Origin of the sequence: Baekduia sp., assembly GCF_035996765.1 — a bacterium.
Taxonomy (GTDB): Bacteria; Actinomycetota; Thermoleophilia; order Solirubrobacterales; family Solirubrobacteraceae; genus Baekduia.
Map to the genome: position 1 here is coordinate 26,035 of NZ_DASYJG010000023.1, position 16,614 is coordinate 42,648.

Sequence of the window (16,614 nt, forward strand, 5' to 3'; positions counted from 1 at the left end):
TTAGGAGAGTGAGCGGGACCGGCGCCTCGCGGCGTCGGCTCGTCATCCGCCGGGGCCTTGGGGAGGGTGGGCCTGTTGGCGGACGTGCTGCGTCCGTGTACAGGCCCGCCTTGGTCGGCCACGGCAGTCCGCGAGCGGGTGGGCCTCTTTACGGACAGCATCCGTCCGCCAACAGGCCCGCCCCCTGCTCGAGCTTCCGGCCGATCCGTGTCCTCCTCACCACGAAGCGACCCGGATCTCCCGCCGCGGCGCCGGCGGAGGACAAAGCAGCGCCTCGAGCCGCCGACCCCGCTCACTCTCCTCGACCCGAACGCCGCGGGCCAACCAACCCGAACCCTACGCTGCGGCAACCTCTTGCAGCGGCGCCGCCGGCCGCGGCTGGTAGCGATACAGCGTCCCCTCATCATCCACGAGGTAACTCTCCGCTCCAATCCGATGGTGATGCAAGATCACCCGCTCGCAGCGCTCTGCAACCTGAGCCAGCGCATCGATGCTCATCACGTCGACGACCGGCTGGCTCGGGTCGTGCATGATCGCCGCGATCGGAACGATCAGATGCCCGTAGCGGGCGTGGATCTGCATTGAGAGATCCTGCGGCCGGCGGCGCTCGCGAATCGTCGTGAGCAGGGCCACGGCGAGGGCGAACAGGAAGCCGACCAGCGCGAGCCAGCGCGCGGTCGCGACGCGGAGTCCATGGCCGCCCAGGCGCAGGTGGTTGGGGGTTGCGACGGTCGCGGCGACGCTTCCCACGCGGCTCTGCGTGAAGCCAGAGCTCCCGCCCGCGGGCGCAGCACCCGGCGCGCCGGCGCCCGCGTTGGCCGCGCGCAACTGCAGCGGATCAAGCTGGAAGCTCAGCTCCGGGTTGTAGCGATCGTCGAGTGCCTCGTCGGCCAGCGTCCCCTTGACGTGCAGCCGGGGCATGATGTCCACCGTGAACGCCGAGCCCGCGGGCGTACCGGTCAGCGCATCGACGCGGGCGATCAGGGCCTGCAGCTGATCAAGATCCAGCACAACCCAGGCACTGCTGTCAGAACCGCGAAATGGCGTCGACGGCTGCAGCCGGATCGTCCGACTCCACCCCGTCGGGCTGCTCAGCCGCAGGAGGATCGTCTGGGTTCCGCCGACCTGCGCCGGAGCCGCTGAGGCAAGCTGATAGGCGACCTTGACCCGGACCTGGCGCACGAGCCGCAGGAAGATCGGGTCGCCGGTCTTGACGGTGCCGCTCGGGTAGACGGCGCCGGCCGGCGCGTCGGCCCGATAGGAGAAGCGCACCTTGTGGGTGTAGGCGATCTTCGCCGCGGTGGGATCGGTCGCCGAGCGCGTCCAGGCGAGCAGGCCGACGAGCACACAGAGCGCAGCCACGACGCCGCAGGTGCCGACGAGCAGCTGCGCGTTCGGGCTGACCATCCGCATCGACCGACCGGTCATCGACGGTGCTCCTCGAGGACGCGCGCCGGCCTTGCTGCGGTGGCGATCGCGGCGGCGCCGCCGCCGGCGCGCGGGCCAGAGCAGGAGCAGCGCGATCCCTCCGAAGAGCAGCGCGGCGATGGCGGGGATGCGCAGCCACGAGAGGATCGCTCCGCCCCGCGGCACGCGCACCCACAGCCGGCCGATGAGCTCGTCGCCGCCAGGACGGATCGGGTCGACGAAGTTGTTGTTGTCGCCCTTGAAGGTGTAGCGGTCGCCGTGGCGGGCGATGATGCGGTGCAGCACGACGCGGCGCAGCACGCTGCTGCGATAGGCGACGATCTCTCCGACCCGGTAGTCGGCAGCCGGTCGCACCAGCGCGAGGTCGCCGGTGTGAAACCGCGGTTGCATGCTGATGCCGTGGGTCGTGACATAGGTCGTCGTTCCACCAAGCTGTGCGGGGCCCGCGATCAGCCACGCGACGGCGAGGAGCAGGAAGGTCGCGCCCGTGATCAGGCGTGTGCGGAGCTGTCGCACGTTCCCGCTCGGTCTCCCCGTCGCCCAGCTCCGCGCGGTGTGTGGGGACGGCCCGTTGACAGCGACGGACCATCCCCACCCGCGAGCGGGGCTCGCCTAGCTGACCGCCACGTTGAACGTGGTGGCGCCGGCGGTCGGCTCCGGGGTGCTCATGGTGCAGTCAACGGTCGTGTTGCCGGAGGCGAAGACGCCGGGGTCGCAGGTGTCCAGGGCATTGGCGTTGAAGCCGGCCTCGACGGTCCTGGTGTGGATGTCACCGGTGAAGACCAGGGTCGCCGAGATGATGTGGCTCCCGTCAGGCGATCGCGTGTAGGTCAGCGACGTCGCCGTCGCACCGGTGATGTTCGACGTCCCGAAGCCCATCACGGTGTCCGGGATCGTGTTGCTTGCGGTGAACGCCGCGCCTCCGGCGGCGATGGCACCGACAACTGCAAGTCCAGCGATGATGCTCAACGGCTTGCGCTTCATGGGTTTCCCTTCCATAGGTCGCCCGGGACAGCCCGTGGCGTTCAGCACCCGTCTCATCGGCCGCTGAAGCCATTCTTTGATCGGTTTGCAGGAGAAATCGGCGGATGTCGCCGAACTCAGGAGGCGCTCGGGGGCAGCTTCAGCCGGGCGCCGGTCTCGTGTGCCTCGTCAGGGGTGACGAAGGCGTTGCTGTCGCGCAGCGCCTGCTCGGCGGCTCGGAGATCCTGCCAGGGAATCGACGCGGTGTAGCGCTGCGCGACATCCAGGACACGGATGAGCGCGGCTGGATCGCCGTTGCGCGACAGCAACCGCAACGACTGCAGGTAGTTGTCGCGGTAGACGAGCGGGATGACGATGCGCTGCTGTTGGTTGGCGGAGAGCTCAGCATTCATGATCACTCGTGCAATCCGGCCGTTGCCATCCGTGAACGGATGGACCTCGGAGATGAGGAACATGGAGAAGATCGCGCGCGCCATCCCGGCCGGAAGCGCCTCAAGGTGGCGGAACCCCTCACGCAGGGTGCCCTCCACGAGGTCAGGATGCACGAACGTCGTGGCTCCGGCGCGGTTGACGCGCTCTTTGAACTGTCCTGGTCGCGCCTCCGGACGGCGCTCGAGCATTGCGGCATGGTGGGACAGCAGCAACGCGATCAGCTCGTCGGCATCGCCGGGAAGCTCGCGGCGCCTGGTCGGGTCGTTGACGAGGTCGAACGTCCCGAGAATGTCGTGGGCGTCCGTGAACCGGCCCTCGGGAATTGCCCGCTCGAAGACGATCTCTTCGGCCTCTTCGAGATCGAACTCGGTGCCTTCGATCCAATTGGAGAAATAGGCCTCGATGAACGACAGGGCGGGGAACGAGCCAGGCTGCTCGGGACGCCGGGGGAAGTGCTCGACCAGCAGCGCCGACTGCAACGTTCCGAAGAGCTCGGCCCGGCGCGCCTCGAAGGCTTGACCGCGCTGAGCAGCCTGGGCCGCCGATGTCGACAAGACGACATCACGCGTGCCCTGCAGAGCGCCGATGAGGTCCTCGAGCACACGCAGTTCTTCGTCACCCTCCATGTCCGGCGCGAGGCCACGCGCCTGGTCGCGTAGCTCTTGGAGCGCATCCCAGCCACGGATGGAGACGAGCCGATTCAGCTCGCGCTCGAGCTCGGCCGGCATCAGCGTGCGCGACACCCCTTGGCGCGCTCGCGACGGTCGCATGTTGTCCAGCCAAGCTCGCGGCCGGCTGGAGAACGACAGCCCGTTCATGTGCGGCATGTCGCCGGGTAGCGCCCCGGGTCCGCTGCGAGACTTGATGAGCAAGCCCTGCACGGAGTAGGTGCGATTGGTTCCCCACTCGCGTCCCCCGTCGAGGAACAGCGAGCCGTCGTCGGAGGGCTTGGCCTCGAACGCACTCCGATCCACGACGACGCCACCCGGGACGTAGTGAGCGGCGACGGCGGTCCAATTGCGCCGGACGACCGATGCGATCGGCTCCTCCATGTTGCGCGTATACAGTCCGCGCGCGATCTGCACCGCCTCGCCGCGGACCACCGCGCGGTGGACGGCGCCCGAGGTCGTCGCGTCAGAGGCGAAGACCTCAGGCTGCTGCTCCAGCGAGAACGGGGAGTTAGCGGTGCTCATGGCGGGCCCTAGGGAAACTATAGGGACTTAGTCCGCCAAATATGCGAACAACTGAGACTTAGCTGTCAAGGGTGGCCGCCTCCGGGAGCAGCACATCCGCCTGCTCACACCGGCTGGTGGCGTCCCCCGTAGGCCGCGAGCCCATAGATGATGAGGATGTCGACGGCGAAGATCGCCAGCGACCAGAAGGGGTAGGCCGGGATCGACAGCAGCGCGCCGATGGAGCTGAGCGCGGCGGCGCCGATGCCGAACCAGCGGCCGAACTGGTTGCCGGCCCAGATCGAGAAGCTCGCGACGACCTGCAGCACGCCGATGATGAGCGTCACCCAGCCCCACGTCTTGAGGTCGCTGAGGATGTACTTCTGGTCGTTGATGAAGAAGTTGGAGTTGCCGATCGCCGCGATGCCGTAGATGACGTTCAGCACGCCCGCGATGAGCAGCATGATGCCGGCGAACATCAGCCAGCCGGCGCCTTGTGGCTCGTCGTAGGTGGCTTGGCGTCGCGGTTCGCGTTCTTCGAGACCGGAGTCGAGCATGGACATGTAGGACCTCCCCGTCGTGGCGTGGGTGACCCTCGGGAGGTTCGCGAGCGACTGGGTGACTGATCCTCACCCAGCAGGGATGAGCCTGGACTTCCGGGATCACCCTTCGGGAGTGAGGACGGATCGCCCGACGGCGCCCCATGCTGCACAGACGAACTCTCCCAGCGCAAAGGAGCACGACATGGCCGATGACCCGGTCTTCCTCTACGTCGCGGCCTATGACAGCGAGGCGGACGCCCGCCAGGACTACGAGGTGCTCCAGGAGCTGCACGCCGGTGGCGTCGTGGGCACCTACGACGCGGCGCTCGTCACCAAGGACGCCGACGGGAAGGTCCACGTCCACAAGCACGAGAAGCCGACCCAGCACGGGGCCTGGACCGGGATCGGCGTCGGCGCCCTGGTCGGCATCCTCTTCCCGCCGTCGATCATCGGCACCGCGATCGTCGGCGGCGCGGCGGGCGGCGTGGTCGGCCACCTCTGGCACGGCATGTCGCGCGGCGACGTCAAGGAGCTCGGCGAGACCCTCGACGCCGGCGAGGCCGCCCTCGTCATCGTCGGCCGCTCCCAACTCGAGGAGACGCTCGACCGCGAGCTGCGCCGCGCGAACAAGCGCATCGAGAAGCAGCTCGACACCGACGCCAAGGCCTTTGAGAAGGAGCTCGATCAGGCGAGCGCGTAAGGGCTCGACCGCCGGCCAGGACGCACGCCTGCGGTTCACCCGCGGCGGGTGAACCCACCTCGCCCCGGAAACCGGCAGACTCGCCCCAATGCGCCAGATCCTCGGCCTGCGGGCGGCGGTGTCGGTCGTGACCGCCGCCGGTGCGCTGCTGGTCCTCAGCCCGATCGTGCCGGGGTTCGATGTGGGTGGGGTTGGTCCGGCGCTGGCCGCGGCCGCGATCTCGGGTCTGCTGAACGGGCTGCTGTGGCCACTCCTCGCGCGGATCGCGCTGCCGCTGACGGTGCTCACGATCGGCGGCGCGGCGCTGGTGCTCAACGGCGCGATGCTGCTGCTGGTCGCGGCGATCGTGCCGGCCCTGACGGTCGACGGCCTGGGCACGGCGATCATCGTGACGCTGGCGGTGACCGCGCTCTCCACGCTGGTGGCCGCGGCGCTCTCGATCGACGACGACGCGCGCTTTGCCTCCCATCTCGCTCGCCGCCGCTCGCAGCCGTCAGACCCGATCCGCAGCACGGTGCCCGGCGTCCTGTTCCTGGAGATCGACGGCCTCGCCCACGAGATATTGCAGCGCGCGCTGCGCGACGGCCACGTGCCGACGCTGGCGCAGTGGATCGCCGACGGCGATCACGTGCTGACCCGCTGGGAGACCGACTGGTCGTCGCAGACCGGCGCCTGCCAGGCCGGGATCCTGCACGGCGACAACGAGGACATGCCGGCCTTCCGCTGGTGGGAGAAGGAGCGTGGCGGGCCGATCGTCACCAACCACCCGCGTGACGCCGCCGAGCTGGAGCGACGGGTCTCCAACGGCCGCGGGCTGCTGCACGACGACGGCGCCAGCCGCGCCAACATCCTCTCCGGTGACGCCCCGCACTCGCTGCTGACGATGAGCACCGTGCTCGACGTGCGGCGCGGCAAGCTCGGCGCCGACTACTACACCTACTTCGCCAGCCCGTTCAACGTCGCCCGCACGCTGCTGCTGACGATCGGCGACATGGCCACCGAGCTGTGGTTCGCCCTGGGACAGCGGCGCCGCGACGAGCGCCCGCGGGTCCCCCGCCATCTGAGCTACGCGCCGCTGCGGGCCTTCGCCACGGCGATCCAGCTCGACCTCCAGGTCGAGGCGGTCGTCGGCGACATCCAGGCCGGACGACCGACCGTCTACACCACCTTCCTCGCTTACGACGAGGTCGCTCACCATTCCGGGATCGAGCGCGCCGACGCGCTCTCGGTGCTGCGCCGCGTCGACCGCCGCATCGCGCGGATCGCGCACGCGGCCGCGCAGGGGCCGCGCCCCTACGAGCTGATCGTCCTCTCCGACCACGGCCAGACCCAAGGCGCGACGTTCGCCGACCGCTACGGCACGACGCTGGAAGCGCTTGTGCGCGAGGCGTGCGATGCGGAGCCCAAGCGGATCGGCCAGGCGAGCGAGGGCGACAGCGACGAGGCCGGCGGCCAGATCAAGGCCGTGCTGACCGAGGCGGCGACCGGCGACAGCGCGCCGGCCCGCGCGGTGCGCACGCTCTCCGGACGCCGCGTCGAGATCGAGGAGACGACGATGCCCGACGACAAGGAGCTCCCCGAGATCGTCGTCATGGCCTCGGGCTGCCTCGGCCTGATCTCCTTCCCGCGCCTGCCCGGCCGCGTCAGCCGCGCGACCATCGACACCAACTACCCGGCGCTGCTCACCGCGTTGCTCACCCACCCAGGCATCGGCTTCGTGCTCGTGCGCGACGAGGCGCGCGGCGACCTCGTGCTCGGCGCCGGCGGCGAGCACGAGCTGCGCGACGGTGGCGCCGTCACCGGCGCCGACCCGCTGGCGCCCTTCGGCCCACGCGCCGCTGCGCACGTCGCCCGCACGGCCGCCTTTCCTCACTGCCCCGACATCGTCGTCAACAGCACCTACTGGCCACAGACCGAGGAGGTGGCGGCCTTCGAGGAGCTCGTCGGCTCCCACGGCGGCCTCGGCGGCCCGCAGTCGTTCCCCTTCATCTTGGCCCCGGCCACGCTGCCGGCACCCGAGCAGGAGATCGTCGGCGCCGCGCACGTCCACCAGGTGCTGTGCGGCTGGCTGGCGGCGCTCGGCCACACGGCCTTCGACGGGACCACCCCGCGCGGGTGAGCGAGCGTCACCCCGGCAGCGCGCAGGATGGCAGTGCTTTGCGGCCCGGACCCAAGCCTGTCGCGATCGTCATCCCCCTGCGCACGCTGGTGACCGTCGCCGTGTTCGGGGGCTTCGTCCTGCTCGCGATCCTGTCGGCGGGAACGCTGCTGTCGATCTTCGTCGCGGGCGTGCTGGCCTTGGGCCTCGACCCGCCGGTGGGTGCGCTCGTCGCCCGCGGCTGGCGGCGCGGCCGCGCCGCGCTGGCGACCTTCGCCGCCCTCTTCGCCGCGGTCTTCGCGATCGTCCTGGTCACCGCCGGGCCGCTGTGGGACCAGATCACCGACTTCGTCAACGAGCTGCCCGCCTACTGGGACCAGCTCACCCACACCGACGGCTTCCAGCAGCTGGTCAACAGCGCGGGGATCGACGACACGATCCGCAACGCGCTCAAGGACCTCGCCGCCGGGCTGCCCGAGGCGGCCACGACGGTCCTCGGCATCGCCGGCGGCGCGTTTGGCTCGATCCTCTCGCTGGTCACGCTGACCTTCTTGGCGTTGTTCTTGTTGATGGAGCGCCCGACGATCACCGACTGGCTGTTTGGCTTCACCCCGCCAGAGGTCGAGCGGCGCTGGCATCCGGTGCTGGAGGAGTGCATCCGCGCGGTCTCCAACTCGCTAGTCGGCAACGTCGCGATCTCGTGCATCGCGGCCACGGTCGCCGGCCTGTCGGCGTGGGCACTGGGCCTGCCGTTCCCGATCGTCCTCGCGGTCATCACGGGGTTCTTGGATCTCATCCCGCAGGTCGGGGCGACGGTCGCGGCGGTCATCCTCGTCGCGGTCGCGCTGACCGTCTCGACGCCGGCGGCGATCGTGATGCTGGTGATCCAGCTCGTCTACCAGCAGATCGAGAACTACGTGGTCTACCCGCTGGTCTACCGGCGGGCGGTCGAGCTGTCGGCCTTCACGACGATCGTGGCGGTGCTGATCGCCGGCTCGCTGCTGGGCGTCGTCGGCGCGATCCTCGCCGTGCCGTTCGCGGCGACCATCAAGATCGTGATCCGCGAGGCCGGCGCGCCGCGGCGGGTGCGGATGGCGCAGCTGCGCGAGGCCGACGACGCCGAGCCGGCCTCGCTGACAGACGACGACGGAGCGCTTACGGTTCCGTAGCGGTCTCGGTCGGGTGCCAGTCCAGCGAGCCGATCGCCGCCGCGCCGACGACGACGAAGCCGCCGGCCCAGAGCACGCTCAGCAGCGTGAAGGCGACGCCGATGGCGCCGAACTCCGCCGCGGAGGTGCTCATCGCGCGCGGGATGTAGATCGCGAACCCCACCCCGAGGACGGTCATCCCGACGGCGCAGAGGCCGGCCTGCGGCATGAGCCGGCGCCACGGCACACGGCCGTCGAGCAGCAGGTAGGGCGTCAGCAGCCAGAGCAGGAACGCGCCCGCGAGCGAGAGCACCACGCCGATGAGGCCGTGCAGCGAGCCACCCAGCAGCGGGTGCAACGCGAAGTAGACGACGACGAGGGCAAGCCAGCGCAGACCGGCCAGCGTCCCGCGCATCCCCCGGCGGGGAAGGTCCCAGGTGAGCTCGAAGACCCGTTGCAGCGTCCGGCTGAAGCTCAGCGCCGAGAAGACGACGAGCAGGACGCCGAGGATCGTGACCGTGCTGCCCGACGCCGGCGCGGCAAACGCCGTGTGCACGGCATCGGCGCTGTCGCCCGAGAGGTCGAAGCGCTTGATCATCGCATCGGCGAACGAGCTGCCGTCGTGCGAGCTGAGCGACGCCAGGACGATCAGCAGCGGGATCAGCGCGCTGAACGCCTGAGCGCCGACGACCAGCGATTTATCGACGATCTCGATCGCCAGCAGGCGCTCGACGATGCGCCGCGCGCGGGCTACGAGCGTCCTGATCAGGGCGCCGATGAGCCCGCCTTTGCCAGGGCCTCGGCCAGCGCCGTCTCGCTCTCCTCGTCCAGCGACGAGTGGATGATCGTGCCCGGGATCTTCACGTCGGCGAGCAGCTTCTCCATGTTGGCGTTGCGCACGAGCGCCACCAGCGCGACGTTGCCCGGCTGCAGGTTCTCGCCGAGCTCCTTCATGAAGTTGTCGTCGACGCCCACGTCGCTCATCGCGCCCGCGGCGGCGCCCGTCGCGGCGCCGATCGCCATGCCGAAGAACGGCACGAGGAAGAGCAGGCCGATGAGCCCGCCCCATGCCGCGCCCCCGAGCGCGCCCGTGCTGGCCATCGACGGCTGGTGGAGCTTGATCTTGCCGTTGTCACGATGCTCGACCAGGACGAGGTCGTCGAGCTCGACCAGGTGGCCCTTGCGCGCCTCGTTGAGGTTGGCGGCAACCTGCTGCGCGGTGGACATGTCGGGATAGGCGATGGCGATCAGGTTGCTCACGGTGGGCTCCGCTCCGTCGGTGGTTTCGGCCTCCGATACTCGGCGTGACGTGGGTGATGCGCCGTCACCCGGCGGGGGTGATGCGCTCCTGCTCGGCGGTGCGGCGCAGCGCGAGAACGCCGGCCCCGGCCAGCAGGAGGTAGATCAGCACGGCCCAGCCGCCGCCGACGGTGGGCAGCAGACCGCCGAGCACGAGCAGCGCCAACACTGCGACGACGACCGCGAACGCCAGCTCCGGGTGGTCGACCAGGACCGGCGCCGTGAAGCGCCGGACCGAGCGCGCCCAGCCCGTTCCGCCGGCCAGCCACGCGCCCGCGGCAAGCACCAGGCCGAGGACGATCCCGGTCACCGCGATGTCGGCCAGCAGCGAGGTCGCGATCCGCCACGTGGCCTCGGCCGCCGGCTGTCCGGCGCCGTGCGCCGAGACCTGGTCGACGACGTAGGTGCCCGCGACGCGGCGCACGACCAGGATGAGCAGGCCGGCGATGATCAGCGCCGCGCCGGCGCCGCCGAGCGCCCGCGGGCGGTTGGGCGCGACGGCGACACCAGCCACGAGCAAGATCACCAACAACGCGAGGCTGCCCCAGCGCACGTCGCGCAGGAGCTTGACCGCCTTGCGCACGGAGTCCAAGGTGTCGCCGCGCAGGACGCGCACGCGGCCCTGGTCGCCGGTCCGGCCCGGCGTGACCCCGATGCGCTCGGCCAGCACGCCGAGTTCTGGGCGCAGGTCGAGGATCACGCCGCGCGAGGCCAGCACGCCGCTGTCACCGTTGATGACCGCCAGCAGTTGCTCGTGCGCGCGGCGGTTGGTCTCGTCCCAGACCTTGCCGAAGGCGCCGGAGGCGATCACGCGCTTGGCGGTGCGGTCGGCCAGCTCGCCGACGCCGGCGGTCAGGGGACCGGCCAGCGGCGCCAGCCGCGGGGGCAGGCCCTCGCGCAGCCTCGCGGTGACCTGTGGCGCGTCGACCAGCTGGTCGGAGAGGTAGGCGGCCGTCGCGCTCTGGATCGCCGGGTCGCGCAGCAGCGTGCCGCTCGTGGTGACCCATTCGTCGGTGTTCAGCAGCTGGCGATCGGCCCAAGCCCCGAGCGCCGCGACGATGGCGACCAGGCAGGCAAGGCTCAGCAGCACGCGCGACAGCACGGCGAGAGCCTCACCCCCGCCGGGGTGAGCGCGGTTCACCCGCGCTGGGTGACGCCGCCTCCTCCGCCCCCCTTGCACCATCGTCGGATGACGGCATATGAGATCAGCGTCAAGGGCCACGTCAGCGACGCCCTCCTCGCCGATCTCGACGGGCTCGAGGCCCACGAGCGTCCGGCGATGACGGTGCTGCGCAGCGACGTCGACGGCGCCGACGCCTTGCGCGCGCTCCTCGACCGCCTGTCGGATCGCGGCCTCGAGCTCATCGATGTGCGACAGGTCGAGCCGGGTGGATGACCTCTACGAGATCCGCGTCCGCGGCACGCTGAGCGACGCGGTCGTCGCCGAGCTCGCCGACACCCTACGGGCCTTCGAGCCGACCGAGACCGTGCTGCGCGGCCGCGTCCTCGACCAGGCCGAGCTGCGCGGCGTGCTGGCCCGCCTCCAGGAGCTGGGGTGCGAGCTCCTGGAAGCGCGACGGCTCAGCCCGCGTTCGGGTCGGGCGAATCCTGACCCGCCCGCCCAACCGAAGGACGACGCTCCACGCTGAGACCGCTGACCGCGATCAGCCCAAGGTCACGGGCGCGCTCGACGGCCTCGCGCCGGTTGCCGACCCCGAGCTTGCGGTAGACGCCCTTGAGGTGGCTCTTGACGGTGTTGACGCTGACGAAGAGCTCGCCGGCGATCTCAGTCGAGGAGAGCAGCGTCGGCAGATAGCGCAGCACCGCAAGCTCGCGGTCGCTCAGCGTGTCGTCGAGCGGCGCGACGTCGGCCAACGACGGGGCGCTCCCAGACCGAGCCAATTCGATGACTTCGCCAATCAATGAGCGATGAGACGTGCCGAAGCGCAGCAGCCGGCGCAAGACGGGGTCGAGCTCGCCGAGCGCCGCGGCCAGCGGAAGACGTACGCCTTCAGGCTCGGCAAGGTCGAGCGCCTGCTCGGCGTAGCGCTGCGCAAGACCGCGGTCGCCCTCAGCCTCGGCCGCCGCGGCGGTCAGCGCGGCGGCGGCGACGGCCGCGGGCAGCGGGAGCCACTCGCGGGCCGTCGCACGCTCGCCTTCCCCAAGCGCCTGCTCGCTGCGGCGCAGCGCGAGCAGGGCAGCGACGCGCGCGACAGCGATGGTGCCGCCGCTGCGCCGGTCGGGGAGCGCGGGGAGATCGGTCAGGGCCTCGTCAGGACGCCCGAGCTTGGTCAGGAGCTCGGCGGCGGCCGCATGCGCCTCGTCGCCCAGCCGTCGCGGCGGCGTCCAGCCGGTCAGCGCATCCTGCAGCTGCTCGCAGGCCACCTCGGCCTCGGCACGGCCGCCGGCCTGCGCCAGGCGGGCATCGACGAACGCGATCTCCAGTCGCCGCAGCCGGCCGGGCTCGACCGCATCGCCCGGCAGGGCCGCACGCGCGGCGCGCACCTGCTCGGCGCCGTGGCGAAGATCGCCCGCCTCGGCCGCGACCAGCGCCCCGGCCAGGAGCCCCGACGGCGGTGAAGGCAGCAGCCCGGCGTGGGCCACCGCGGCGTCGGCGGCCAGCCGCGCGGCGCGCAGCTGGCCGTCAAGGGCATACAACCAGGCCCGCTGCGCCTGGGCCTCCAGCGCCAGCTCGGGCCGCGTGCTGCCGATGGCCAGCTGCTCGGCGACCCGCAGCCGGCGCTCGGCACCGTCGGTGCCGTCCGCCGCTTCGAGCCGGCCGATCTCCAGGTGCGCGCGCGCCAGCGCCTCGCGCGAGCGCGGCGAGTCCTGATGGCCGAACGTGACGATCACCGGCAGCTCGTGCAAGCCACCGTCGACGTCGCCGTCACGCCCGGCGCGCAGCAGGCGCACGAGCGCGAGACCGCGGGTGAAGACGGCGCGGCGATTGCCGGAGAGGCGATGGCGCAGGCGGCCGGCGGCGAGCAGGTGCGCCTCGGCGCGGACCGAATCGCCATGGTCCAGGCAGCGCACCGCTGCGACAAGGGCCGCCTCGGGCCGCGCGTCGATCGCATCGGGCGGGAAGGCCGCGAGCACGCGATCGACTGCCGCACCGCCGTCGACGTCGCGCAGCTCCAGCCAGCGATCCGCCAGGATCGCGGTCGCGCCGTCCCAGTCCTCTGCGCTGACCGCGTGGCCCAGCGCATCCAGCGGACGGTCCTGCTCGACGAACCAATGAGCGGCGCGGCGGTGCTGGCGCGCGACGGCCACCGGCCCGCGGCGGGCGAGCTGGGACCGCAGCAGATCGGCGAAGAGCGCGTGATAGCGAAACCACTCGCCGCGACGGTCCAGCGGCACCAGGAACGCGTTGGCGTGCAGCAGACCGTCGAGGATCGCCACCGCGTCGTTGCGACCGGTCAGCGCGTTGGCCAGCGGCGCGCTGATCTGGTCGACCACCGCGGTGGCGAGCAGCAGCTCGCGCGCCTCCTCGCTCTGGCGCTCCAGCACCTCTTCGATGAGATAGGCGACGACGGCCCGATCGTCGCCCGCGAAGTCCTCCACGAAGGCGTCGGGATCCGCGTGGCCCGCCAGCGAGAGCGCGGCCAGGCGCAGGCCAGCGGCCCAGCCCTCGGTGCGCGCCCACAGCCGCTGGAGCATCGGTGGCGAGAGCGCGATGGCATCTTTGGCCAGCACGGCGCGGGCCTCGTCGGGCGTGAACGCCAGATCGGGGCCGCGGATCTCGGTCAGCGCGCCCCCGAGGCGCAGCCGCTGCAGCGCGAGCCCGGGATCGATCCGGCTGCTGAAGACGAGCCGCGGCCCGGACGGAGCGCGGACCAGCGCGGCCAGCGTCGCCCGCATCGCCGGGCTGTCGGCAAGGTGGAGGTCGTCGAGGATCAGCGTCTGGCCGGCCCCCGTGAGCTCCAGGAGCCGCTCGACGAGCGCCTCCGGCGTCGCCGGGGCCGCGCGTGCCCCACGTTGGCGAGGCGTCTCCACTACTTGGGAGAGCTTGCTCCAAAGCCCCGCGACCGTGCGATCGGCGGGCTCAAGGGAGACCAGATGCGTCGTCTGCAGCTCACGGGCGGCCACCCAGGTCGACAGCAGGACGGTCTTGCCGCTGCCGGGCGGGCCGGTGACGAGCGTCAGTCGAGTTTCACTTCCGGCATCCAGCGCGGCCAGCAGACGGGGGCGCACGATCGCGCCACGACGAGCGGCCGGATCGCGATCAGCGCGGCGCCGGGTCGACGAGCGCCCGCCGCGCGATCCGGCTGTCTCGCCACGAGGGCTTGGCTTGAGACGCTGCCCCATGTTGATGGCATTCAGTCATGCCGCGCGCAGGAGCGCATCATCGGAGACCGATGATTCTCGGTCCGGAATCTAGGTGTCAGATATCTGTCTGTCGCGACTTGTGGCCCCATCCTGTGCAAGAAGGCCTAATCCGCGTGCGCGATCAACCGCATCGCGACGACCCCTGGCGCCGAACTTGTCGTAAACGTGGCGCAAATGCGTGCGCACGGTCGCCTCGGAGACGGTGAGCGCCGCGGCGATCTCCGCGGCGGTCATCGTCGACGGCAGGTAGCCGAGCACCACCCGCTCACGCTCGGTCAGCGGTACGCGGAGCTGTGCGTCGGAGGTCGCTGCATGTTCCACTGGCCCTCCGCGTTCAAGGAGCTCTCGCACGAAGGCGCCGTGCTTGGTCGCGCCGGCGCCGTGGCGCTTCAGGAGCGGGCGCAACCGCGCACGCTCCTCGGCGAACGGGCGCCGCAGCAGCTCCGGCGCCGCGAGATCCAGCGCGCGCTCGAGGGCGACGTGTGCCGCTTCGTCGTCCTGAGCGGCGACGGCGGCCAGCGCAAAGGTGACGAGATGCCAGCTGACGCGGCCGGCCAGCGGGGAGTCGGTGCCGGCGTGGACAGTCGACGGCGCGAGCAACGCCATGGCGTCGCTCGGCCGCTGCTGGGCCAGCAGCCCGCGCGCGTGGGCCAGGTCGGTCTCCAACGTGCGCGGCAGCGCGGCGGCGAGGCGAGCCGCCTCGTCACCCCGCCCGATGTGGTCGAGCAGGCGCACGTGCACGAAGTCGAGCAGCGGCCACCGCGCCCGTGCGACCGGGTGGCGGGTCGCTGCGCGTGCCTCGGCGAGCGCGAAGCGCGCGCGGTCGTAGTCGCCGAGGCCTTCGGCGATGATCGCGTCGTAGAGCAGGACGAGCCCCCAGAGCGAGTCGTCGCGGGTCTGCGCCGCCGACTGCCGCGTCTGCACCATCAGCTCGCCCGCCGCGGTGAGCTCGTCGCGCAGGTAGGCGCAGAGCGCCAGCGCCAGCAACGCTCGGACGCGACCGTCGGGCAACCCGCGTGCCGGCTCGGCAAGCGCGGCCTCGGCGTGACGGACGGACTCGCGCAGGCGGCTGAACCCCACGCAGCAGAGCGCCAGGGCACCCTGGGCCCGTGCGAGCACCGCGGGCCGGCCGGCGTGGCCGGCCAGGCCCGCGCCGATCGCGAAGTGGCGCTCGCCCTCGACGAACTTCCCGAGGTCGTGCGCGAGGATGCCCCGCTCGACCGCGGCCATCGCGCGCAGGCCGAGGTCGGCCTCGGGCAGGCGATCCAGCGCCTGTGCCCGCTCGTCCACGGCGGCGCGATCACCATCAAGCCGCGCGACCATCAGCTGCGCGAGCCGGTACGTAGGATCGCGTCGGCCGGGCTCCTCGGCGACCACCAGCGGCGCGAGCAGCGGCGCCGCGAGGCGGGCATCGCCGACGGCGAGGAGACCGAGCGCCGCGGCCAAACGCGCCGGGGCCGTCCCCCACCGCGCGAGCTCCAGCGCGCCTGACGACGGGCGGGTCAGGCGTCCGTCGAGCAGCAGCTCCCAGGCGTGGGCGGCGAGCGCCGGATCGGCCACCGCGGCGTCGACGGTGGCACTCGGGTCCTGCGCGCCCACCGCCCCGCGGGCGCGGAGGACGCGGGCCGCAGCCGGGTCCTCGAGGGCCAGCCGGCGGCGGGCAACCGCCGCCACGAGGCGATGCATGCGCCAGGTATCTGACCGCGGCGATCCGGCCGGCCGCAGGAACAGGCGCCAGCGACCAAGCGCGGCGAGCGTCTGCCGCCCGTCGACACCGTCGCCCATGATGGCGGTGACGTCGCCGGCGTCGAAGACCTCGGCGAACGACAGGCGCAGCACCGCGTCGCGCAGCTCCGGCGGCACACCACGCAGGGCATCCGCGAAGAGGTAGTCGGCCAGCGGCGCCGACGCGGGCGCCAGCGCGTGCTCGCCCGCGAAGGCGCCGAGGCGCACGGCGGCGCACCACCCTTCGGTAATGGACGCCAAGTACTCAGCATCACCGGTCAGACCCCAGCGCTCCAGGCCCTCGGCGACCTCGGCCTCCGACCATGCGAGATCCTGTCCGTCGAGCTCCAGCACCGGGCCCGTCGCGCCGAGCTCGTGGAGGCAGAGGCCGGGGTCGTGGCGCGCGACGACGATGGCGCCGGCGCCGGTCGCGCGCGTCGCAAGCGTCCGCCCGAGCGCCACGAGCCCGCCGGCGTCGCAGCGGTCAGCATCGTGGAGCGCGATGTCCTCGCCGGCGAGCCGCTCCAGCGCCTGCCGAGCCACCACGCGCTTGCCGGTCCCCGCCTCGGCCGCGACGACGACGACACCGCCCGCGCCGGCCACCCCGGCAATCCGCTCGGCGACCGCCGTACGCGGCACCATCCGTCCCTCGTCGACTCGGCCCACGGCGCAACCGTACGAGAGACCGGACACCGGTTCATTGTCCTCTGCGGGGGTTTGCTTCTCACCCCGCCCGGGTGACGCCTGGTCACCCCGCGTG

14 protein-coding genes are annotated in these 16,614 nt (G+C 71.7%); 5 read left to right on the top strand and 9 right to left on the bottom strand.

What is annotated here, in order from left to right; all coding sequences use genetic code 11:
- Positions 1-336: 336 nt before the first annotated feature.
- From VGO10_RS04390 to VGO10_RS04405, 4 genes are all read right to left on the bottom strand, one after another.
- Complete coding sequence (locus VGO10_RS04390; protein WP_327465551.1) at positions 337-1,944, bottom strand: signal peptidase I; 1,608 nt, start codon at positions 1,942-1,944, stop codon at positions 337-339.
- 96 nt (positions 1,945-2,040) lie between these two features.
- A complete protein-coding gene (locus VGO10_RS04395) occupies positions 2,041-2,412 on the bottom strand; it encodes a hypothetical protein (protein WP_327465553.1) in 372 nt (123 codons plus the stop codon).
- A 116-nt stretch (positions 2,413-2,528) separates the two neighbouring features.
- Positions 2,529-4,037 carry a Fic family protein gene (locus tag VGO10_RS04400; RefSeq protein WP_327465555.1) on the bottom strand — a complete coding sequence of 503 codons (1,509 nt, stop codon included), beginning with the start codon at positions 4,035-4,037 and terminating at the stop codon, positions 2,529-2,531.
- A gap of 104 nt (positions 4,038-4,141) precedes the next feature.
- Positions 4,142-4,579, bottom strand: a complete 438-nt coding sequence (locus VGO10_RS04405; RefSeq protein ID WP_327465557.1) for a DUF7144 family membrane protein — start codon at positions 4,577-4,579, stop codon at positions 4,142-4,144.
- A 181-nt stretch (positions 4,580-4,760) separates the two neighbouring features.
- Between VGO10_RS04405 and VGO10_RS04410 the strand changes: the two genes are divergently transcribed.
- The 3 genes from VGO10_RS04410 (at position 4,761) to VGO10_RS04420 (ending at position 8,525) form a co-directional block, all read left to right on the top strand.
- Positions 4,761-5,258, top strand: coding sequence for a DUF1269 domain-containing protein (locus VGO10_RS04410; protein WP_327465560.1), 498 nt, complete (start codon positions 4,761-4,763; stop codon positions 5,256-5,258).
- Between the two features lie 88 nt (positions 5,259-5,346).
- A complete protein-coding gene (locus VGO10_RS04415) occupies positions 5,347-7,377 on the top strand; it encodes a phage holin family protein (RefSeq protein ID WP_327465562.1) in 2,031 nt (676 codons plus the stop codon).
- A complete protein-coding gene (locus tag VGO10_RS04420) occupies positions 7,374-8,525 on the top strand; it encodes an AI-2E family transporter (RefSeq protein ID WP_327465564.1) in 1,152 nt (383 codons plus the stop codon). Before VGO10_RS04415 ends, VGO10_RS04420 begins: the two co-directional genes overlap by 4 nt.
- Here the strand turns inward: VGO10_RS04420 and VGO10_RS04425 are convergent.
- The 3 genes from VGO10_RS04425 to VGO10_RS04435 form a co-directional block, all read right to left on the bottom strand.
- The gene (locus VGO10_RS04425; protein ID WP_327465741.1) at positions 8,512-9,282 is read right to left on the bottom strand and encodes a YhjD/YihY/BrkB family envelope integrity protein; all 771 of its coding nucleotides are present in this window, start codon (positions 9,280-9,282) and stop codon (positions 8,512-8,514) included. The two genes, VGO10_RS04420 and VGO10_RS04425, sit on opposite strands and share 14 nt — an antisense overlap.
- On the bottom strand, positions 9,270-9,764 hold the full coding sequence (locus VGO10_RS04430; protein ID WP_327465566.1) for a DUF1269 domain-containing protein: 495 nt from the start codon (positions 9,762-9,764) through the stop codon (positions 9,270-9,272). The genes VGO10_RS04425 and VGO10_RS04430 overlap by 13 nt, the downstream gene beginning before the upstream one ends.
- A gap of 64 nt (positions 9,765-9,828) precedes the next feature.
- On the bottom strand, positions 9,829-10,905 hold the full coding sequence (locus VGO10_RS04435; RefSeq protein WP_327465569.1) for a hypothetical protein: 1,077 nt from the start codon (positions 10,903-10,905) through the stop codon (positions 9,829-9,831).
- A gap of 87 nt (positions 10,906-10,992) precedes the next feature.
- Here VGO10_RS04435 and VGO10_RS04440 point away from each other — a divergent pair, with 87 nt between their 5' ends.
- On the top strand, positions 10,993-11,199 hold the full coding sequence (locus VGO10_RS04440) for a hypothetical protein (protein ID WP_327465571.1): 207 nt from the start codon (positions 10,993-10,995) through the stop codon (positions 11,197-11,199).
- A complete protein-coding gene (locus tag VGO10_RS04445; protein ID WP_327465573.1) occupies positions 11,192-11,452 on the top strand; it encodes a hypothetical protein in 261 nt (86 codons plus the stop codon). The genes VGO10_RS04440 and VGO10_RS04445 overlap by 8 nt, the downstream gene beginning before the upstream one ends.
- On the opposite strand, the gene VGO10_RS04450 is transcribed toward VGO10_RS04445, so the two are convergent.
- Both VGO10_RS04450 and VGO10_RS04455 read right to left on the bottom strand, forming a co-directional pair.
- On the bottom strand, positions 11,385-13,994 hold the full coding sequence (locus tag VGO10_RS04450) for a LuxR C-terminal-related transcriptional regulator (RefSeq protein ID WP_327465575.1): 2,610 nt from the start codon (positions 13,992-13,994) through the stop codon (positions 11,385-11,387). The two genes, VGO10_RS04445 and VGO10_RS04450, sit on opposite strands and share 68 nt — an antisense overlap.
- 183 nt (positions 13,995-14,177) lie before the next feature.
- On the bottom strand, positions 14,178-16,520 hold the full coding sequence (locus VGO10_RS04455; protein ID WP_327465577.1) for a LuxR C-terminal-related transcriptional regulator: 2,343 nt from the start codon (positions 16,518-16,520) through the stop codon (positions 14,178-14,180).
- Positions 16,521-16,614: the final 94 nt, after the last annotated feature.